The organism is Pseudomonas sp. RIT-To-2 (assembly GCF_029623465.1).
Taxonomy (GTDB): domain Bacteria; phylum Pseudomonadota; class Gammaproteobacteria; order Pseudomonadales; family Pseudomonadaceae; genus Aquipseudomonas; species Aquipseudomonas silvicola.
On the sequence record NZ_JAPYKM010000023.1, the window covers coordinates 17,421 to 36,764 of the forward strand.

The following is a 19,344-nucleotide window of genomic DNA, read 5'->3' on the forward strand; positions in this document are numbered from 1 at the left end:
CAGTCTTCCTGTGGTGCATGAATTACAGCTCCCTGGCAAAACCCTGTCGGCCAATCGTCAATGGTTGATTCAGGCCTTGGGCGGCTCCGGCACGCGGCCATAAATGTCGGTAAAGCGCACGATGTCGTCCTCACCCAGGTACTCGCCGCTCTGCACCTCGATCATCACCAGGTCGATGACCCCGGGGTTGACCAGGCGGTGGGTATGGCCAGGCTTGATGAAGGTCGACTCGTTGGTGTCGAGCAGGAACTCGCGTTCACCATTGGTGACCCGCGCCATGCCGCTGACCACGATCCAGTGTTCGCTGCGGTGGTGGTGCATCTGCAGTGACAGCGAGGCATTGGGGCGTACCACGATGCGCTTGATCTTGAAACGCTTGCCCTCCTCCAGCACGGTGTAGGTGCCCCAGGGGCGAGTGACGGTGCGGTGCAGGCGGTAGGCGTCATGGCCCTGACGCTTGAGCTCCTGGGCAATGTACTTGACGTCCTGGCTGCGCTCGGCGTCGGCGATCAGCAAGGCGTCGGGGGTGTCGATGATGATCAGGTTGTCCAGGCCCACGCCGCCCACCAGGCGCTTGGGCGAGTCGATGTAGCAGTTGTGCACGTCGTGGAGCACGGTCTCGCCATTGCACTGGTTGCCATTGCCATCGGCCGGGCTCAGTTCGCGCACTGCCTGCCACGAGCCGATGTCGCTCCAGCCCAGTTGGCAAGGTATGACCGCGACTTTCTGTGAACGCTCCATGATGGCGTAGTCCACGGAAATATCCGGCGCGTTGGCGAAGGCGTTGCTGTCCAGTTCCAGCTGGATCTCGCGGTTGCCGTCCTTGCGATGGCTGGCGGCCAGGCAGGTATTCACCGCTTCCAGCACGTCCGGGGCATGCTGCTCGAATTCGCGCAGGATGGCATCCACGCGCATGCAGAACATACCGGCGTTCCACAGGTGCAGGCCGCCCTTGAGGTATTCCTGGGCGGTAGCGGCATTGGGTTTTTCCACGAACTGCGCCACCTGGTAACCGCCGTGGCTCAGGCCCTTGCCTTTTTCGATGTAGCCGAAGCCGGTCTCGGCATGGGTGGGCACGATACCGAAGGTCACCAGCCAGCCTTCTTCCGCCAAGCTGCGCGCGGCTTGCACGGCCGCGTCGAATGCCACGGTGTCGGTGATCAGGTGGTCAGCCGGCAGCACCAGCAGTTGCGCGTCCTCGCCGTACAGCCGCGCGGTGTGCAACGCGGCGGCGGCGATGGCCGGGGCGGTATTGCGGCCGAACGGCTCAAGAATGAAGTCCAGCCCCGCGTGGGTCTTGTTCAGCAGGCGGTAGTCGTCCAGGGTGCGGAAGAACACTTCCCGGTTGGTCACCGTCAGCAGCCGTTCCACCCCCGGCAGGGACGTGGCGCGCACGAAGGTTTTCTGCAACAGGCTCTCGCCGTCCGGCAGGCGCATGAACGGCTTGGGCATGGCTTCACGGGAAACCGGCCACAGGCGGGTGCCAGCACCGCCGGCGATGATGCAGGGGATGAGCGAGCCCATTCAATATACCTCGCGTGTCAGAAGCACTGCCGGAACAGTGCGGAACAGGATGTAGAGGTCAAACCACACCGACCAGTTTTCAATGTATTCAAGGTCGAACTCCACGCGTTTTTCGATCTTTTCCAGGGTGTCCGTTTCCCCCCGGTAACCGTTGATCTGGGCAAGGCCGGTGATGCCGGGCTTGACCCGATGACGCGAGGTGTACTCCTTCACCGCCTCCTCGAACAGAATGCCGGCCGCCTTGGTAGCGGTAGCGTGGGGGCGCGGGCCAACCATCGACATACTGCCACCCACCACATTGAACAGTTGGGGTAGTTCGTCCAGGCTGGTCTTGCGAATGAAACGCCCTACGCGGGTAATGCGCGAGTCACCCCGCACGGTCTGCTTTTCGGCATTGGCGTCGGCCTGGTGCTGGTGCATCGAGCGGAACTTGTACACCTCTATCAGGCGGTTGTTGTAGCCATAGCGTTTTTGCTTGAACAGCACCGGCCCCGGCGAGTCGAGCTTGATGGCCAGTGCCACCAGCAGCATGATCGGCGACAACAGCAGCAGGGCGAAAACCGAGATCAGCATGTCCTCCACCCGCTTGAAGAACGGCGACCAGCCGCGCAGGGGCACTTCGGAGGCATTGAACATGGGGAGGTTGGCGACTTCCGTGATGCGGTTGTGGGAATGGCGGAAGGCGACCATGTCGGGCACAAGCAGTACGTTGACCGGCAGGCGCCGCAGTTCGCGAATGATGTAGTCCATGCGGTTTTCGGCCGACCAGGGCAGGGCGACCAGCACCTGGGTGACCTTTTCTTCGCGGATCAGTTGTTCCAGGTCCTGGGAGTTGCCCAGCAGCGGCAGGTTGACCAGGGTCTTGGGCAATCGGGCGATACGGTCGTCGATGAAGCCGACCACCCCAGAGCGAATATCCTGGTGCTGCAGCAGGTATTCGGCCAGGCGCTGGCCGTTTTCAGTGGCACCCAGTATCACGGCGTTCTGCAGGAAGACGCCGCGCATCATCAATTGCTGAAACACGGTAAGAAGGATCAGGCGCTCGATGCCAAACAGCACGAAGGTGCCGAAGAACCAGATGGCCAGCTCCAGGTTGCTGATGAAGTCGAACAGCGACAACGCTCTGTGCATGAACAGCAACAGGCAGAAAGCCGACGCCCACGCATAGAACGTGGTCTGGAAGCGCAGACGGTTGCTGAAAATCGATTCGGCATACACACCCAGCGCCTGGAAAATCAGCACGCTGAGGAAGCCGAAGAAGCACAGCATGGCGATGTAATTCTTGGTGGCGGCGGTTTCGTTGTTCTGGTCCAGGGCCAGCAGCAGCAAGCCAGGGGCGATGGCGGTAAGACCGTGGACCAGACGAATGGCGAACAGGAAATACTCGACCATGCTGGGTCGTGTCATCAGCAGGCTGTCCACGGGTTGCAAGCGCATATGTCCCTCCCTTCAGACCATTGGCAATCCAAGGCCGACAACTAGAATTGCGGCAGTTCCATTCAACGTCACCGGTATGACTTTTTTACGCGGGTTCCCATCCTTGGTGGCAATTTATTGTCGTTATGAGGTGACCGGGAAAGATGCGTCATTATTTGGCTGATGGCACAGAGCTACTGTAGAACTGGGTGGCGCTAAAAACAACTGCCGCTGTGGCACTTTGAAACCTGAGTAAAGTCCATGAAACACCGCCTTGCGAATGAAAAAGCGCGACGCGCCAAAAAAATATTCAAGACTTGAAAACTGTATGGCTTTTTTTGACGCCTCTGTAGTCGAAAACAGACCATGTATTTTCGTTGATAGCGGAGGCAGCATGGCAGCGCGCAAGGCTTTTTTGATTCTTCATGGCAAGCAGGCCCTCAACGACGAGGTTCGTCGCGCCGTCGAGGCCCAGCGGGCGGCAGGCTGGGAATTGGCGGTTCGCCTGACCTGGGAGGCAGGCGACGCGCAACGGTTGGTCCATGAGGCATTGGGCCAGGGGGCGGGGTACATCATCGCCGGCGGTGGCGATGGCACCTTGCGCGACATCGCCGAGGCCATGGCCCTGGCAGGAACGGATGCCAGCCTGGTGTTGCTGCCGTTGGGTACCGCCAATGATTTTGCCCGCGCGGCCGGCGTGCCGCTGGATTGCGCCGGCGCCCTGGCGTTGCTGGATGTGCCGGCGCGCCCGATTGACCTGGGGGAGGTGGGTGGGCAACTGTTCCTCAACATGGCCACCGGTGGCTTTGGCAGCCAGGTGACGGCCAACACGTCCGACGACCTGAAAAAGGTACTGGGCGGTGCCGCGTACCTGTTCACCGGGTTATCGCGCTTTGCCGAGCTGCGGCCTGCCTACGGTCAGTTGCGTGGCCCGGACTTCGAGTGGGAGGGGCAATTGCTGGCATTGGGCATCGGCAACGGGCGCCAGGCCGGCGGCGGCCATGTGCTGTGCCCCAAGGCGCTGGCCGACGATGGCCTGCTGGACATCAGCATCCTGCCAGCGCCCACCGAAGTGTTTGGTACCTTGAAAGACCTGCTGGCCGGTGGCCTGGGCGTCGACAACCTGTTTGTGCGGGCACGCTTGCCGTGGGTGCAGATCCACAGCGCCGAAGGTCTGGACATCAACCTCGACGGCGAGCCGCTGACGGGCGACAGCCTGAAATTCAGCATTCGCCCAGGAGCCCTGAACGTGCACCTGCCCGTCAGCTCGCCGCTGCTGGGTGGCAAGGGGCCTGTAACGACCGGATAGTGGAAATTAAAACAGTGGGGCACGGTGAAACCCTCACGGCTGCGGCCAGCCGTGTAGGACCGGGCGCCAGCTCGGGAAGCAGGCACCGCGGTGTGTCAGGCCTACCGTGGTGCGGCGTTCCCGAGCTTCGCCCGGTCCCACAGTTACAGTGAAACCCTCGCGGCTGCGGCCAGCCTTGTAGGACCGGGCGTCAGCTCGGGAAGCAGGCACTGTGGTGTGTCAGGCGCGCCGCGGTGCGGCCTTCCCGAGCTTCGCCCGGTCCCACAGTTACAGTGAAACCCTTGCGGCTGCGGCCAGCCGTGTAGGACCGGGCGTCAGCTCGGGAAGCAGGCACCGCGGTGTGTCAGGCGTGCCGCGGTGCGGCGTTCCCGAGCTTCGCCCGGTCCTACCGTTACAGTGAAATCCTTGCGGCTGCGGCCAGCCTTGTGGGAGCGGGCGCCAGCTCTGTGGTGTGTCAGGCGCGCCGCGGTGCGGCGTTCCCGAGCTTCGCCCGGTCCCACAGTTACAGTGAAACCCTTGCGGCTGCGGCCAGCCTTGTGGGACCGGGCGCCAGCTCGGGAAGCAGGCACTGTGGTGTGTCAGGCCTGCTGCGGTGTGGCCTTCCCGAGCTTCGCCCGATCAGTCATCCAGGCTGATGATGCGCTCGCGCACGGCAAACAGTACCAGGCCGGCGACATCGAAGATCTGCAAGCGCTTCATGATCTGCGAACGATGGGTTTCTACCGTTTTCACGCTCAGCCCCAGGCCATTGGCGATCTCACGGGTGGATTTGCCGCGCACGATCAGGCGCAGGATTTCCAGTTGGCGGGCAGTCAGTTTGTGGCTGTCGTCCGCCGCCGCTTTGTTGCCTTGTACGCGGATCAATGCCTGGTTGATCACCGTATGGGCGATGGCCGGGCTCAGGTACCGTTCGTTGCCGCGCAACGCATCCAGGGCCTGTTCGAGCTCGACTGCGGTGGTGTCCTTGAGCAGGTAGCCGTGGGCGCCCATTTCCAACGCCTGCATGATCATGTCCGGGTCGGTGTGCATGGACAGGATCAGTACTTTGCTGCGCAGGCGGGCGGCCTGCAGCCGGCCCAGCGCATCAAGGCCACCAGTGTCGCGCATGGACAGGTCGAGCAGCACGATGTCCGGGTCCAGGTGGCGCACCATTTCCAGCAACTGGTTGCCATCGCTGGCTTCGCCTACTACCGCGTAGCCGGGAATGTCGGATACCAGGGCGCGCACGCCCGCTCTGATCAGGGAGTGATCATCTACAAGCAGTAATTTGCAGATCATAAGCCTTTGCCGAGGTTGGCGCGTTCGAGGGCCCGCGGGGCCCAGGGAAAGAGTGCTTCAAGTTGGGTGCCCTGGCCGGGCTGGCTGGTCACTGTCAGCCAGCCGCCGGTCAGGGCAGCGCGCTCCTGCATGCCGGACATGCCCCGCAGCCCGGCGGCGGCGGGGTCTGCAACGGGGGTGAAGCCCACGCCATCATCGCTTATGTACAGGTGCAGGCCTTCCGGCGTGCGGGCCAGACGCACCAGCAGGTTGGCGGCCTGGGCGTGGCGCAACAGGTTGGTGACGGCTTCCTGAGTAATGCGAAACGCCGCCACCGCCATCTCCTCGGGAATGCCGGTCATCTGCTGGTGGCACTCCAGGCTCCAGTGTACGTCGGTGTTTTCCAGGGTGCGCAGCAGGTGCGCCCGCAAGCTGGCCTCCAGGCCCAGGCTGTTGAGTTGCCGTGGGTTGAGGATGGCCGATACGTCGCGCACCTTGTTCAGGGTTTCGTCGATGGTATCGCGCAGCGTCGCGAATTCATCTTCCAGATCGTCGCCCCTGCGTCGCTGCAGCCACTCGGTCTGCATTTTCGCGGCGGTCAGCAATTGGCCGATGTCGTCGTGCAGTTCACGACTGAGGCGGTGCCGTTCGTTTTCCTGAACTTCCAGCAGCCGGTTCGCCAGTTCCTGAGGCTTGAATGCGATGGACTTCTGCGCGGTGCGATGTTGGGCAATGACGCTGAGCATGGCCGCGATGTTCAGCAGCAACAGGGCCAGCGACATGCTGGCGCCATTGATGAATGCCAATGCATTGCCCAGTAGCGAAAACAGGCACAACAGGACTGTCAGCCAGCGCATGTGCTGTATGCCCCATGGCCACTGAACGTATTTTCTGAAACTGGCGTACATAGAGAACGGAGCCAAGAATTAGTCGCTGCTGAAAACCGGTTAGGGCGTTGTTGAAACCTGTCTCCAAGGCTCCATGCTCTGACGTTGGCGCGGGTGGCGAAGGTTGCCGACAGCGCACGACAACGGGGCGTTGACTTCCCGGCGCTGGCCATTGACAGGCAGTCAGGGCCGCCGCGCCGAAACGAAATCTGGTAGGCCATGGTATCACTTCATCGACAGTTTGGTCGCGCGTTCGGCTTATATGTCCGAACGGTCAGGTTGATGTGGCTTAGTTGCAGTGCACGGCGTGACAAGTGTCATTGTGCCATCATTTTTCATATTCAAAGGGATTCAGCGCCGGCCGCGTCAATGGGATGAGGGAGGAAACAGAAGTAGTAACTCAGCACAGGACCGCGCACGGCGCGGCGGTAACTTGGCTGTAAAACATAAGTTACAGCGATGAGGGGGTTCTGTACCTAGGGGAGAGGCTGATGCTCGCTAGGAGTATCACCGGTCCTGGGGTCATCCCATCAAGTGCGAGGCGCGTTCTCGCTGTATGGGAAACGCTACAAAGCGCTGCAAATAGACTCAGACGCCCTGGCCGTGGGGCCGTTGTACAGCGCCTGCCGTCAGGTGCTGCGGCGAGGTGTGGTCGGTATCGATACTGACTGCCAGCGCATGCACCAGTGCTGCCTGCTCCTCCGTATCCAGGCTCAGCTGGCCGGTGCGCGGGTCGATCAGTTCCAGTTGCCAGGCCAGCAGCGTCAGGCATTCATTCAGTGCTTTGAGGGTAGGGCCCTCCAAACGATTGCGAGGGCGCGCCAGGCCCAGCAATCGCTGCAACTGCTGGCAGAACGCCGAGACTTCACCAAGCGACAGGCCTTGAGCCCTCTGGCTCAGGCTTTCCAGCGTATCCACCAGGCAATCGGCCGCGTCCTGGTCATTGCAGAACATTTCCAGATGGTTCAGGCATTCCTGCAGCTTGTTCAGCATGGCCTGGGCGTCGACGAGAAAGTCGGGCAGGGCGCATGACCACTGAGTGTCATTCAGCATGTTGATCTCCACAACTCCGTGCGGACCTGTTGACCCCGCACCATGGGTGCGGAATTGTGTTCAGGCCAGTCAAGCTTAGCTGTAATCCGCTTGGGTGCGGTCGGCAAATGTAAGGTCATTTTCAATGTGTCCCGCAGCCCACAGAATAGACACATTGGCTGGGCGAACTCGTGGCAAATCAGGCCATCATGGCCAGTGCTGAGGCGATGGCGGGGTGCGAAAAGAAGGGCAACCAACGGCCTGACTCCGTTCATGCATTGAGAATGGCGTCACATTAATGGCTATTGGATATCGCGAATATCAGGTTCCGCCCGATTGCCTATAGGGGAAACCCTGATAAGAAGGTGGGGGTTCTTAGCAGATTTGTATCGCGCAATGGGGTGTAGGCGATGCGATAAGTTAAGCATGATGTTAATGTGACATCAATGATCGCGCCAGTGCATTTCATCGGTCTTCAAGATCAGTGCAGGGCTGCCGATAACCTTTGGTGAGAACACTCAGCAACGTCCCCAGGAGTCATAGATGGCCGGCATTCTCGACACAGTAGACCAACGTACGCAGCTTGTGGGTGAGAACCGCCTGGAGATTCTGATGTTTCGCCTGGCAGGCCGCCAGTTGTTCGCCATCAACGTGTTCAAAGTGCAGGAAGTGCTGCAACTGCCCAAGCTCACGCTGATGCCCCAGCGCCATGCCTATGTGTGTGGCGTGGTCAACCTGCGGGGGCAGACGCTGCCGGTTATCGACCTGTCCCAGGCGATCGGCATGCGCCCGCTGCAACCGGGGCCCAACAGCACCATCATCGTTACCGAGTACAACCGCTCGGTGCAGGCATTCCTGGTGGGCGGCGTGGACCGGATCGTCAACATGAACTGGGAGGCGATCCTGCCGCCGCCTACCAGCGCGGGGCGCCAGCATTACCTGACCGCCATCAGCAAGGTCGACGACCAGTTGGTCGAAATCATCGACGTGGAGAAGGTGCTGGCCGAGATCGTGCCGTACAGTGCCAAGGTCTCGCGCGACAAACTGGAAGATCCGGTGCTGGCGCAAGCCCGGGGCCGGGAGGTTCTGCTGGTGGACGACTCCACCGTGGCCCTGTCGCAGCTGCGCGATACCCTTTCGCAGTTGGGCGTGAAAATGCATGTAGCCAGTGACGGGCTCAAGGCGTTGAACATGCTCAAGGCCTGGGCGGACGCCGGTGAGGTGCTCACGGACAAATTGCTGATGGTGTTCACCGACGCCGAAATGCCGGAGATGGACGGGTACCGCCTGACCACCGAGATCCGCAACGATGCGCGCCTGCGGGGGCTTTACGTGGTGCTGCACACCTCGTTGTCGGGCAGCTTCAACGAGTCCATGGTCAAGAAGGTGGGCTGCGACAACTTCCTGTCCAAGTTCCAGCCCGACAAACTGGTGGATGTGGTGCGCCAGCGGTTGATGCTCGACAACTGACCCGCCGCGGCTGCCACGCCAGCCGGCGCTGATGTTGCGGTAAACTGCGGCTTTCCTGACCGTCGGAAGCCGCCCATGCAGCTCAGCGCCCTGTACCGCTACCCCCTGAAGTCGGCCATTGCCGAACCCCTTCAAACGTCGGCGATCGAGCCTCTGGGGCTAGCGGGTGACCGCCGCTGGATGCTGGTGGATGAAACCACCGGGCGTTTCCTCACCCAGCGCGCCGAGGCGCACATGAGCCAATTGGGCGCGGCCCACCTGGATGATGGTCTGCGGTTATCCGCGCCCGGCCTCACCTCGCTGTTCGTGCCTACCCCCACACCCGACGCCGCCCTGCGTGGGGTGACTATCTGGCGCGATACGTTGCGGGTCCCCGATGCCGGTGATGAGGCGGCGGCCTGGGTGTCTTCCTTTATAGGCAAGCCCACGCGGCTGGTGCAGGTGCCAGCCGAGCGGGCGCGCCTCACTGAGGCTGGCTATGGCCTGGATACCGACAAGGTTGGCTTTGCCGATGGCTTTCCGTTGCTGTTGATTGGCCAGGCGTCGCTGGACGACCTGTCCGCGCGGGTCGGTCGCGAACTGGAGATGCTGCGCTTTCGCCCCAACCTGGTGGTCGGCGGCAGTGAGGCCTTTGCAGAAGACGGCTGGAAGCGCATTCGAATCGGCGACGTGGAGTTCCGGGTGGTCAAGCCGTGTTCGCGCTGCATCCTGACCACGATCGACCCGCAGACCGGGATGCGTAGCGACGACCGCGAGCCACTGGCGACCCTCAAGACCTACCGGCAGGTGGAAGGCGACGTGATGTTCGGGCAGAACCTGGTCAGTGACGGGGTAGGGCGGTTGGACGTCGGTATGCCCGTGACGGTGATTGACTGAACGGAGGACCGGTTCGGGCGCTGGCGAGCCAGCTCCCGCCAGGGCCAGGCAGCCCTGGGGTTGGTTTCAGCGCCTACTGATCGTCGAAGAAACGCTCATTCCAATCGGCAATCGGCTGGGGGGTGTTGAGCTTCTGCCCGTAGATCACGGCATACGACAATACGTTCTGCACGTACTGACGGGTCTCATCGAACGGAATCGACTCCACCCACACGTCGAAGCTCAGGTGGTTGGCGCCGCGCAGCCATTGCTTCACCCGCCCGGGGCCGGCGTTGTAGGCGGCCGAGGCCAACACGCGGTTGCCGTTGAACTGGGCATGCACCTGGCTCAGGTAAGCGGCCCCCAGCTGAATGTTCTTGTCCGGGTCGATGGCCTGGGAGGGTGAAGCCAGCGGAATGCTGAACTTGCGCGCGGTTTCCTTGGCGGTGCCGGGCATAAGCTGCATCAGGCCCATGGCACCTACGCCGGAACGGGCGTCGTCCATGAAGGCGCTTTCCTGGCGGGTGATGGCAAATACCCAGCTTGAATGGATACCGCGGTTGGTGGCTTCGCGGACCAGGGTATCACGGTGGGCCATGGGGAAGCGGATGTCCAAATCGTCCCAGTACTGGGCCTGGCTGATGGTGCGGATGGCCGGGAAGTACCAGTGCATGTCATAGGCCAGCTTGGCCTGGGCGACCATTTCGTCGCGGCTGAACAGGTTGCTCACGTAGTACCACTCGCGGCGGGCGTCCACGACCTGGCCGCGGTCGAGCAGCTCCATGGCGCGGCGTATGCCAGGGGTGTTGCGCACCTTGGTCATCAAGGCGTTGCTAATCACCAGCGGGCGGTTGGCCAGGGAGTAAGGCGCCTGGGTGCGGTCGGCGGCCAGGAAACCATAGAAATCCCGCTCCTTGGCCACATTGCGGTACAGCACCGCCACCTGCGGGTTCTGCGGCTGGGCCAGTTCCAGGCTGCGCGCCTGCCAGTATTTCCAGCGGTTGGTGGTGGCCAGGTCCTGAGGCAGGCGCCGGGTCAGGTCATAGGCGTCCTGCCAGCGGCCCAGGCGCAGCAACAGTCGCAGGCGCCACTCGGTCACGGTGTTGTCACGCAGCTCGGGGTCGTACTGGGTCATGAGGTCCAGTGCGCGGGGGTCATAGTTGCGCGCCAGGGTCAGGCCGATCTCCCGAGCGATGGCCACCTTTTCGTCACGGGAAAAGCGCATGCTGGTGGCATAGCTGTCGAGCATCTGCATGGCGCGGTCCGGGTCCTGCTTGGCCAGGCGACGCAGGCCCAGGCCCACTACGTCGGCCATGGCCTCGGTAGCAGGCTGGAAACGCGACGGGTCGGTGAGCAGTTCCGGGTTCTGGGCCACGCTGATCAGCAGGCGGCCCTGGTTGCCCAAGGTTGGCAGCGTCGCCACCAGGGCGTTGGCCAGGGCGTAGTTGCGAGTGTGGGCGGCCAGTTTCAGGCGCTGCCAGCGTTTGTCTTCGGTCAACTGGCCGTCGGCGGCCCACAGGCCGAACAGCGCTTCGCAGGCGTCGGGCTGGGTCTTGCCGGTCAGCCACAGTTTCTGTGCGCTGGCGTAGCCTTCGGCCTTCAGGCCATGGCTGAGCTGGTACTGGCCGTTGAGGCAGTCCAGTTCAGTGAAATTCAGCTTGGGGTCGTAATATTTAGCGAAGGTTTGCCAGTCGCCACGCTCGGCCAGCCAGCGCAACCAGCGCAGTTTCATCCAGTTGGCCTGGGGCAGGTCGCCGTGGGCCGCGAGAAATTTCTCGATTTCGTCGTTGCTGGCGGTTTTCAGCCGCGCGGTCAGCTCGTCATAGGCCAGGTAGGGTTCCAGGGGGTAGTCGGCCAGCAGGGGCGCGTGCTGGAAGTAGGGGCCGCTGTCGCCCTTGGCCAGGGCGCGCTTGGCCTGGTCGTAATACTGGCGCTGGGTGGTCAGGTCCGCTGCATGGGCGCAGGAGACGGCGGTGGCAGAGAGCAGCAGGCAGGACAAGAGGCTAAACAGGCGACCGCGCATGAGACATCCGTGCAGATAAGGCATGACAAGTGCGGCGTGGCCTGCACTGATTGCTCACTAGCTTAGCCGGTTGCGGGTGGGCGATGAAAGCACTGTGCTTGTATCTGAACATGAATTCGCCGCGAAGCCGCCGTGCGACGGCATTTACTGTGCTGGGCGCCCAAGTCAGGTAGAATGCGCGCCCGGTTTTTGGAGAAACACATGACCCTGCTCAAATTAAGCGATGTGTCCCTCGCTTTCGGCGCGATGCCGTTGTTGGACAAAGTGTCCTGGCAGATCGCCCGTGGAGAGCGGGTCTGCATCATCGGTCGCAATGGCACTGGCAAGTCCAGCATGCTGCGCCTGGTCAAGGGCGATCAGAAGCCTGACGATGGCGAGGTCTGGCGCGCGCCGGGCCTGAAGATCGGCGAGCTGCCACAGGAACTGCCGGTGGCGGACGACCGCACCGTGTTCGACGTGGTCGCCGAAGGCCTGGATGGTGTGGGCGCGCTGCTCGCCGAATATCACCACCTGAGCCAGAACATCGTCACCGATGAAGACCTGACCAAGCTCATGCACGTGCAGTCGGACCTCGAGGCCCGTGACGGCTGGCGCTTGCAGCAACTGGTGGACAGTACCCTGAGCCGCCTGCAACTGCCGGCCGACAAGACCCTGGCGCAACTGTCCGGTGGCTGGCGCCGCCGCGTGCTGCTGGCCCAGGCCCTGGTGTCGGAACCCGACCTGTTGCTGCTGGACGAGCCCACCAACCACCTGGACATCGGTGCCATCGCCTGGCTGGAAGAGGCCCTCAGCGGTTTTGGCGGCGCCGTGCTGTTCATCACCCACGACCGGTCCTTCCTGCAGAACCTGGCCACCCGCATCCTGGAACTGGACCGCGGCGGCCTGATCGACTGGAACGGCGACTACGCCAGCTTCCTGGTGCACAAGGAAGCCATGCTGGCGGCCGAAGAGACCGCCAACGCGCTGTTCGACAAGCGCCTGGCCCAGGAAGAAGTGTGGATTCGCCAGGGCATCAAGGCGCGTCGCACCCGCAACGAGGGCCGCGTGCGCGCCCTGAAGGAATTGCGCGTGGAGCGCAGCGAGCGTCGCGAGCGCCAGGGCAAGGCCAATATCCAGCTCGATACCGCGGAGAAATCCGGCAAGCAGGTGATGGTGGTCGAGAACGTCAGCTTTGCCCACCCGGGCGGCCCGTTCCTGGTCAAGGACTTCTCCATGGTGCTGCAGCGTCAGGACCGCATCGGCCTGCTGGGTGCCAACGGCACCGGCAAGACCACCCTGCTGAAGCTGATGCTGGGTGATCTGGAAGCCACCAGTGGTACCGTTGCCGCCGGCACGCGCCTGGAAGTGGCCTACTTCGACCAGTTGCGCCACCAGTTGAACCTGGAAAAAACCGTGATCGACAACCTGGCCGAAGGCCGGGACTTCATCGAGATCGACGGCCAGAACCGTCACGTGCTCAGCTACCTGGGCGACTTCCTGTTCAGCCCCCAGCGTGCCCGCACGCCGGTCAAGGCGTTGTCCGGTGGTGAGCGCGCGCGCCTGCTGCTGGCCAAGCTGTTCAGCAAGCCAGCCAACCTGCTGGTGCTCGACGAACCGACCAACGACCTCGACGTCGAGACCCTCGAGCTGCTGGAAGAAGTGCTGTCCAGCTTCAAGGGCACGGTACTGATGGTCAGCCACGACCGGGCCTTCCTCGACAATGTGGTCACCAGCACCCTGGTGTTCGAAGGCGAGGGCAAGGTGCGCGAGTACGTGGGCGGCTACCAGGACTGGATTCGCCAGGGCGGCTCACCCAAGTTGCTGGGCGTGACCGAGAACAAGTCGGGCAAGGCCGAGCTCAACAGTGCGGTGGTGGAAGCCCCGGCTGCCGTGGCGGCGCCAGCGGCCGAGGCGCCGGTGGCCAAGAAGAAGCTGAGCTACAAGCTGCAGCGCGAGCTGGAAGCCTTGCCAGGTGAGATCGACGCCCAGGAGCAGAAGATCGCCGCGCTGGAAGCGACCATGGCTGATGCTGGTTTCTACCAGAAGCCGGCGGCAGAGACCGCCAAGGTCATCGCCGAGCTGGAACAGGCGCAGGCCAGGCTGGACGAGATGGTCGAGCGCTGGGCTGAGCTGGACGCCTGAGGCGCAGCTTCAAGCCGCAAGCTGCAGCAAGAGGCGTGCACCGCTTCTGGCTTGCAGCTTGTGGCTTCCAGCTGGCAGCTCCGAATACCCTTATTCGGCCTTCTTCAGCCGCACGGCCAGCACGTCACATGGTGCGCCATGGAGCACGTCGTTGGACGTGGACCCCAACAGCAACGCCAGCCCGTGGCGGGCGTGGCTGCCCACCACCACCAGGTCGCACCCCTTTTCCTTGGCCAGGCCATGGATTTCCTGCTTGGGCTGGCCATAGGTCAGGTGGCAGTTGTCTTTGGTCAGTTCCGGGTATTTGGTGATCAACCGCTCAAGGCGCTCCTTGGCCTGGTCGAACTGCTGTTGTTGCAGTTGCGACAGATCCATGGGCACGTCGCCGCCAAAGGCCATGGCCATGGGCTCGACGATGTGCACCAGTGATAGCTTGGCGTCCTGGCTGGCGGACAGTTCGCGGGCCCGGTGAATCACCGGATCGCACTCTTCGGTCAGGTCGACGGCGACCAGAATGTGATGGTAGGGCATGGGAAGCTCTCCTGACGATGGCGATAGCCTAAGTATGGCCTGTTTCAAGTCGGTCTGTCTGAATGGCGCTAACCAACTCATTTATAAAGTTTTACAGGGTGCACAGTCATATGACGGTATGGATAGTGGTGTCAATCCTTGCGCTGGTTTTAAGCCCCATGGTCTGGCTGCGCCCCTCGCGCAAACAGAGCGGGCAGATGGCCTTGCGCATGGAAGCCCGGCGCCTGGGCCTGGCCATGCAACTGGCACCCCAGCAGTGGCCGCACTGGTTGCCCACGGAGCCGCCCAGCCCCTGCGCGCAGTACTGCCGGCCGCGGCGTTCGCCACAGGCCGCGCAGTTCTGCTACTGGCAGATAGCGCCGGGCACCTGGCTGAACCAGTGGCGCGAGCCTTGTGAAGACCCTGCGCTGCTGGCGCAGTTCAGCACATTGCCGGGCAATGTCTACAAGGTTGAGGCAGGTCAACAGATGGTTGCCCTGTACTGGGGGGAGCGTGGGGAGGCCAGCGTGCTGGTAGCGATTGACGCGGTGCTGAAGGCGCTGGCGTGAGAGTGGCACTGGCCTTTTTCCGACCTGCGCCCGTCCTTTAGGGTATCGCGAACCCGTTGGAAAGCCGAATGCCCACACCCCAGGCAATAAAAAGCCCGATAATCTGCGTCGGGCTGGGGTTGGCCAGGCAGGCCGGTAAGACATTTTTGCGTGTTTGGTCGACAGTGTAGTCGCGAACGAATCTTACGCCCGTCCTTGGCAATTTTTCCTCTTTTTATTTTCAAAACCTGTTTGGCAGCCGTGCAGTCCCGTGTTTCTGGCTGTCACAGCAGCGTGCGATCCTGTTGCCGAATGTTGCGTCATCAGGCGGAAAGGCTTCCTGCGCCATTTTGACGCACGCGTGACCGTAAAGTCGCGTTTTTGCGGCGTTTCAGCGCATTTGACAATTGCCGTTTTTTCCCTGAATGTGTGCATACCCAAATCAAACGGGCGTATGAATTGAGCGTTTGTCTTGTAGGAACGCTCTTACAGAATCCCGACAATCACGCTGACGGGTGTGTCTGGCGGCGGGGGAGCGGCAACTGGCGCGAAGGCGCCTGCCGGCCCCGTACCAGCGTTTGGCGTGTACTGTTCAGCTTCCATATCGTGGAGATCAGTTGATGATTTACGAAGGTAAAGCCATCACGGTTAAGGCTCTTGAAAGTGGCATCGTCGAATTGAATTTCGACCTCAAGGGTGAGTCCGTCAACAAGTTCAACCGTCTGACCCTGAGCGAACTGCGCCAGGCCGTCGACACCATCAAGGGCGATGCCTCGATCAAGGGCGTGATTGTCAGCAGTGGCAAGGACGTCTTCATCGTCGGCGCGGACATCACCGAATTTGTCGACAACTTCAAGCTGCCCGAGGCCGAACTGGTCGCCGGTAACCTGGAAGCCAACCGCATTTTCAGCGACTTCGAAGACCTGGGCGTGCCCACCGTGGCGGCGATCAACGGTATCGCCCTGGGCGGCGGCCTCGAAATGTGCCTGGCCGCTGACTACCGCGTCATGGCCGAGACCGCCAAGGTTGGCCTGCCGGAAGTCAAATTGGGTATCTACCCAGGCTTCGGCGGTACCGTGCGCCTGCCGCGCATCATCGGTGCCGACAATGCCATCGAATGGATCGCCTCGGGCAAGGAAAACCGTGCCGAAGACGCCCTCAAGGCGGGTGCGGTAGATGCCGTGGTCGCGCCTGAGAAGTTGAAGGACGCTGCCCTGGACCTGATCAAGCGCGCCATCAGTGGCGAGTTCGACTACAAGGCCAAGCGCCAGCCGAAGCTGGACAAGCTCAAGCTCAACGCCATTGAACAGATGATGGCCTTCGAGACGGCCAAGGGCTTCGTCGCCGGCCAGGCCGGCCCGAACTACCCGGCGCCGGTCGAAGCCATCAAGACCATCCAGAAAGCTGCCAACTTCGGTCGCGAGAAAGCCCTGGAAGTCGAAGCCGCCGGCTTTGTGAAAATGGCCAAGACCTCGGCCGCGCAAAGCCTGGTGGGCCTGTTCCTCAATGACCAGGAACTCAAGCGCAAGGCCAAGGCCTACGATGAGCTGGCCCACGACGTGAAGCAGGCCGCCGTGCTCGGCGCCGGCATCATGGGCGGCGGCATCGCCTACCAGTCGGCGGTCAAGGGCACGCCGATCCTGATGAAGGACATCAACGAGAAGGGCATCGAGCAAGGCCTGGCTGAAGCCTCGAAGCTGCTGGGCAAGCGCGTCGAGAAAGGCCGCCTGACCCCGGCGAAGATGGCCGAGGCGCTGAACGCCATTCGCCCGACGCTGTCGTACGGCGATTTCGGCCACGTCGACATCGTCGTCGAAGCCGTGGTCGAGAACCCGAAGGTCAAGCAAGCCGTGCTGGCTGAAGTGGAAAGCCAAGTGAAGGACGACACCATCCTGGCGTCCAACACCTCGACCATTTCCATCAGCCTGCTGGCCAAGGCCCTCAAGCGCCCGGAAAACTTCGTCGGCATGCACTTCTTCAACCCGGTGCACATGATGCCGCTGGTGGAAGTGATCCGTGGCGAGAAGTCCAGCGAAGTCGCGGTGGCGACCACCGTGGCTTACGCCAAGAAAATGGGCAAGAACCCCATCGTGGTCAACGACTGCCCGGGCTTCCTGGTCAACCGCGTGCTGTTTCCATACTTCGGTGGCTTCGCCCGCCTGGTCAGTGCAGGCGTCGACTTCGTGCGCGTGGACAAGATCATGGAAAAATTCGGCTGGCCCATGGGCCCGGCCTACCTGATGGACGTGGTCGGCATCGACACCGGCCACCACGGCCGCGACGTGATGGCCGAAGGCTTCCCCGACCGCATGAAGGATGACCGTCGTTCGGCCATCGACGTGCTGTACGAGGCCAACCGCCTGGGCCAGAAGAACGGCAAGGGGTTCTACGCCTACGAAACCGACAAGCGCGGCAAGCCGAAGAAAGTCGCCGACGCCTCGGTGCTGGAAGTGCTCAAGCCGATCGTCTACGAGCAGCGCGAGCTGACCGACGACGACATCCTCAACTGGATGATGATCCCCCTGTGCCTGGAAACCGTGCGCTGCCTGGAAGACGGCATCGTCGCCACCGCGGCCGAGGCTGACATGGGCCTGGTGTACGGCATCGGTTTCCCTCCCTTCCGTGGCGGTGCATTGCGTTACATCGATTCGCTGGGCGTGGCCAATTTTGTCGCCCTGGCAGACCAGTACGCCGACCTGGGCCCGCTGTACCACCCCACCGCGAAGCTGCGTGAAATGGCCAAGAACGGCCAGAGCTTCTTCGGTTAAGCGCCCAACGACCAGAGCGAGAATGATTTTATGAGCTTGAATCCGAGAGATGTGGTGATCGTCGACTTCGGTCGCACGCCAATGGGCCGCTCCAAGGGTGGCATGCACCGCAACACCCGCGCCGAAGACATGTCGGCGCACCTGATCAGCAAATTGCTGGAGCGCAACGTCAAGGTCGACCCCAACGAGGTCGAGGACGTTATCTGGGGCTGCGTCAACCAGACCCTGGAGCAGGGCTGGAACATCGCGCGCATGGCCTCGCTGATGACCCAGATTCCCCACACTGCGGCTGGCCAGACCGTCAGCCGCCTGTGTGGCTCGTCCATGAGCGCACTGCACACGGCCGCCCAGGCGATCATGACCGGCAACGGTGACGTGTTCGTGGTCGGTGGCGTCGAGCACATGGGCCACGTGGGCATGATGCACGGTGTCGACCCCAACCCGCACATGTCCCTGTACGCCGCCAAGGCGTCGGGCATGATGGGCCTGACCGCCGAGATGCTGGGCAAGATGCACGGCATTACCCGCGAAGCCCAGGACGCCTTCGGCGTGCGTTCCCACCAGTTGGCCCACAAGGCGACCGTGGAAGGCAAGTTCAAGGATGAGATCATCCCGATGCAAGGGTATGACGAGAACGGTTTCCTGAAGATGTTCGACTACGACGAGACCATTCGTCCGGACACCACCCTGGAAAGCCTGGCCGCGCTCAAGCCTGCTTTCAACCCAAAAGGTGGCACGGTGACAGCGGGCACTTCGTCGCAAATCACCGACGGTGCCTCTTGCATGATCGTCATGTCGGCCCAACGTGCTCAAGACCTGGGCATCCAGCCGCTGGCCGTGATTCGTTCCATGGCCGTGGCCGGTGTCGACCCCGCGATCATGGGCTACGGCCCCGTGCCGGCGACCCAGAAGGCGCTCAAGCGCGCGGGCCTGAGCATCACCGACATCGACTTCTTCGAGCTCAACGAAGCCTTCGCCGCACAGGCCCTGCCGGTGCTCAAGGATCTGAAAGTGCTCGACAAGATGAACGAGAAGGTTAACCTGCACGGCGGCGCCATCGCTTTGGGCCACCCGTTCGGTTGCTCCGGGGCGCGCATTTCAGGCACCCTGTTGAATGTCATGAAGCAGAACAACGGCACCCTCGGGGTGTCCACCATGTGTGTCGGTCTGGGTCAGGGCATCACCACCGTCTTCGAACGCATTTAAGCATTCGTGAGTCGGCGAACCGGGGCCAGGTGCCCCGGTTTTTGTTTTTACAGAATATTTGTTTTTCAGTGAGGCAGACATGCAGTTGCAGCCAGGGCTATACCGCCACTACAAAGGCCCCCAGTACCGCGTTTTCGGGGTTGCGCGCCATTCCGAAACCGAGGAAGAGGTGGTCTGCTACCAGGCACTGTACGGCGAGTTTGGCCTGTGGGTGAGGCCCTTGAGCATGTTTCTGGAATCGGTAGAAGTTGACGGCGAGCGCGTACCGCGCTTTGCTTTGGTCGAGGCCGAACCGAGCCTGTTCGACCCGCCCGGTGACGTGATCGCTTGATCATCCGCGCTTGACCTCACTCCGTCACCACTATATATAGCGGTGCCTCGAAGGCACCAATCGCTTTCATTTCTAGTATTCAGGAAT

The 19,344-nt window shown here is 62.1% G+C and carries 15 protein-coding genes; 8 read left to right on the forward strand and 7 right to left on the reverse strand.

All coding sequences use genetic code 11. The features are described from left to right. Window positions 1-69 precede the first annotated feature (69 nt). Together QBK88_RS19680 and QBK88_RS19685 are read right to left on the reverse strand one after the other, a co-directional pair. Window positions 70-1,524, reverse strand: coding sequence for a mannose-1-phosphate guanylyltransferase/mannose-6-phosphate isomerase (locus QBK88_RS19680; protein ID WP_268150510.1), 1,455 nt, complete (start codon window positions 1,522-1,524; stop codon window positions 70-72). Next, entirely contained in the window at window positions 1,525-2,961 is a 1,437-nt protein-coding gene (locus QBK88_RS19685) for an undecaprenyl-phosphate glucose phosphotransferase (protein WP_277963345.1), read from the reverse strand. A gap of 373 nt (window positions 2,962-3,334) precedes the next feature. Between QBK88_RS19685 and yegS the strand changes: the two genes are divergently transcribed. Further along, entirely contained in the window at window positions 3,335-4,249 is a 915-nt protein-coding gene (gene yegS, locus QBK88_RS19690; protein ID WP_277963346.1) for a lipid kinase YegS, read from the forward strand. Between the two features lie 618 nt (window positions 4,250-4,867). On the opposite strand, the gene QBK88_RS19695 is transcribed toward yegS, so the two are convergent. The 3 genes from QBK88_RS19695 to QBK88_RS19705 all read right to left on the reverse strand — a co-directional run bounded on the left by QBK88_RS19695 (window position 4,868) and on the right by QBK88_RS19705 (window position 7,446). Continuing rightward, complete coding sequence (locus tag QBK88_RS19695; RefSeq protein ID WP_277963347.1) at window positions 4,868-5,527, reverse strand: response regulator transcription factor; 660 nt, start codon at window positions 5,525-5,527, stop codon at window positions 4,868-4,870. Continuing rightward, window positions 5,524-6,414, reverse strand: a complete 891-nt coding sequence (locus QBK88_RS19700; RefSeq protein ID WP_445764969.1) for a sensor histidine kinase — start codon at window positions 6,412-6,414, stop codon at window positions 5,524-5,526. The genes QBK88_RS19695 and QBK88_RS19700 overlap by 4 nt, the downstream gene beginning before the upstream one ends. A 567-nt stretch (window positions 6,415-6,981) precedes the next feature. Next, entirely contained in the window at window positions 6,982-7,446 is a 465-nt protein-coding gene (locus tag QBK88_RS19705) for a histidine kinase (protein ID WP_277963349.1), read from the reverse strand. A 522-nt stretch (window positions 7,447-7,968) separates the two neighbouring features. On the opposite strand from QBK88_RS19705, the gene QBK88_RS19710 reads away from it, so the two are divergent. Next, complete coding sequence (locus QBK88_RS19710) at window positions 7,969-8,895, forward strand: chemotaxis protein CheV (RefSeq protein WP_277963350.1); 927 nt, start codon at window positions 7,969-7,971, stop codon at window positions 8,893-8,895. Window positions 8,896-8,970: 75 nt separating this feature from the next. Next, the gene (locus QBK88_RS19715; protein WP_277963351.1) at window positions 8,971-9,771 is read left to right on the forward strand and encodes an MOSC domain-containing protein; all 801 of its coding nucleotides are present in this window, start codon (window positions 8,971-8,973) and stop codon (window positions 9,769-9,771) included. A 73-nt stretch (window positions 9,772-9,844) separates the two neighbouring features. Here the strand turns inward: QBK88_RS19715 and QBK88_RS19720 are convergent, their stop codons facing one another. Then, window positions 9,845-11,773, reverse strand: a complete 1,929-nt coding sequence (locus QBK88_RS19720) for a transglycosylase SLT domain-containing protein (RefSeq protein WP_277963352.1) — start codon at window positions 11,771-11,773, stop codon at window positions 9,845-9,847. 201 nt (window positions 11,774-11,974) lie between these two features. On the opposite strand from QBK88_RS19720, the gene QBK88_RS19725 reads away from it, so the two are divergent. Beyond that, on the forward strand, window positions 11,975-13,894 hold the full coding sequence (locus QBK88_RS19725) for an ATP-binding cassette domain-containing protein (protein ID WP_277963353.1): 1,920 nt from the start codon (window positions 11,975-11,977) through the stop codon (window positions 13,892-13,894). Between the two features lie 90 nt (window positions 13,895-13,984). Here QBK88_RS19725 and QBK88_RS19730 read toward each other — a convergent pair whose 3' ends face one another. Further along, window positions 13,985-14,425: a universal stress protein gene (locus QBK88_RS19730; RefSeq protein ID WP_158153913.1), complete on the reverse strand. Its 441-nt coding sequence runs from the start codon at window positions 14,423-14,425 to the stop codon at window positions 13,985-13,987. A 110-nt stretch (window positions 14,426-14,535) separates the two neighbouring features. Between QBK88_RS19730 and QBK88_RS19735 the strand changes: the two genes are divergently transcribed. The 4 genes from QBK88_RS19735 (at window position 14,536) to QBK88_RS19750 (ending at window position 19,257) form a co-directional block, all read left to right on the forward strand. Beyond that, the gene (locus QBK88_RS19735; protein ID WP_277963354.1) at window positions 14,536-14,973 is read left to right on the forward strand and encodes a hypothetical protein; all 438 of its coding nucleotides are present in this window, start codon (window positions 14,536-14,538) and stop codon (window positions 14,971-14,973) included. 599 nt (window positions 14,974-15,572) lie between these two features. Then, entirely contained in the window at window positions 15,573-17,720 is a 2,148-nt protein-coding gene (gene fadB / locus QBK88_RS19740; RefSeq protein ID WP_277963355.1) for a fatty acid oxidation complex subunit alpha FadB, read from the forward strand. A gap of 30 nt (window positions 17,721-17,750) precedes the next feature. Beyond that, complete coding sequence (gene fadA, locus QBK88_RS19745; RefSeq protein ID WP_277963356.1) at window positions 17,751-18,926, forward strand: acetyl-CoA C-acyltransferase FadA; 1,176 nt, start codon at window positions 17,751-17,753, stop codon at window positions 18,924-18,926. Window positions 18,927-19,005: 79 nt separating this feature from the next. Then, window positions 19,006-19,257: a DUF1653 domain-containing protein gene (locus QBK88_RS19750; RefSeq protein ID WP_268150537.1), complete on the forward strand. Its 252-nt coding sequence runs from the start codon at window positions 19,006-19,008 to the stop codon at window positions 19,255-19,257. Window positions 19,258-19,344 lie beyond the last annotated feature (87 nt).

What these genes read in the sequence shown, in the direction of transcription:
- QBK88_RS19680 (WP_268150510.1), bottom strand. Translation starts at nt 1,524, where the DNA reads ATGGGCTCGCTCATCCCCTGCATCATCGCCGGCGGTGCTGGCACCCGC.
- QBK88_RS19685 (WP_277963345.1), bottom strand. Translation starts at nt 2,961, where the DNA reads ATGCGCTTGCAACCCGTGGACAGCCTGCTGATGACACGACCCAGCATG.
- yegS (WP_277963346.1), top strand. Translation starts at nt 3,335, where the DNA reads ATGGCAGCGCGCAAGGCTTTTTTGATTCTTCATGGCAAGCAGGCCCTC.
- QBK88_RS19695 (WP_277963347.1), bottom strand. Translation starts at nt 5,527, where the DNA reads ATGATCTGCAAATTACTGCTTGTAGATGATCACTCCCTGATCAGAGCG.
- QBK88_RS19700 (WP_445764969.1), bottom strand. Translation starts at nt 6,414, where the DNA reads ATGTACGCCAGTTTCAGAAAATACGTTCAGTGGCCATGGGGCATACAG.
- QBK88_RS19705 (WP_277963349.1), bottom strand. Translation starts at nt 7,446, where the DNA reads ATGCTGAATGACACTCAGTGGTCATGCGCCCTGCCCGACTTTCTCGTC.
- QBK88_RS19710 (WP_277963350.1), top strand. Translation starts at nt 7,969, where the DNA reads ATGGCCGGCATTCTCGACACAGTAGACCAACGTACGCAGCTTGTGGGT.
- QBK88_RS19715 (WP_277963351.1), top strand. Translation starts at nt 8,971, where the DNA reads ATGCAGCTCAGCGCCCTGTACCGCTACCCCCTGAAGTCGGCCATTGCC.
- QBK88_RS19720 (WP_277963352.1), bottom strand. Translation starts at nt 11,773, where the DNA reads ATGCGCGGTCGCCTGTTTAGCCTCTTGTCCTGCCTGCTGCTCTCTGCC.
- QBK88_RS19725 (WP_277963353.1), top strand. Translation starts at nt 11,975, where the DNA reads ATGACCCTGCTCAAATTAAGCGATGTGTCCCTCGCTTTCGGCGCGATG.
- QBK88_RS19730 (WP_158153913.1), bottom strand. Translation starts at nt 14,425, where the DNA reads ATGCCCTACCATCACATTCTGGTCGCCGTCGACCTGACCGAAGAGTGC.
- QBK88_RS19735 (WP_277963354.1), top strand. Translation starts at nt 14,536, where the DNA reads ATGACGGTATGGATAGTGGTGTCAATCCTTGCGCTGGTTTTAAGCCCC.
- fadB (WP_277963355.1), top strand. Translation starts at nt 15,573, where the DNA reads ATGATTTACGAAGGTAAAGCCATCACGGTTAAGGCTCTTGAAAGTGGC.
- fadA (WP_277963356.1), top strand. Translation starts at nt 17,751, where the DNA reads ATGAGCTTGAATCCGAGAGATGTGGTGATCGTCGACTTCGGTCGCACG.
- QBK88_RS19750 (WP_268150537.1), top strand. Translation starts at nt 19,006, where the DNA reads ATGCAGTTGCAGCCAGGGCTATACCGCCACTACAAAGGCCCCCAGTAC.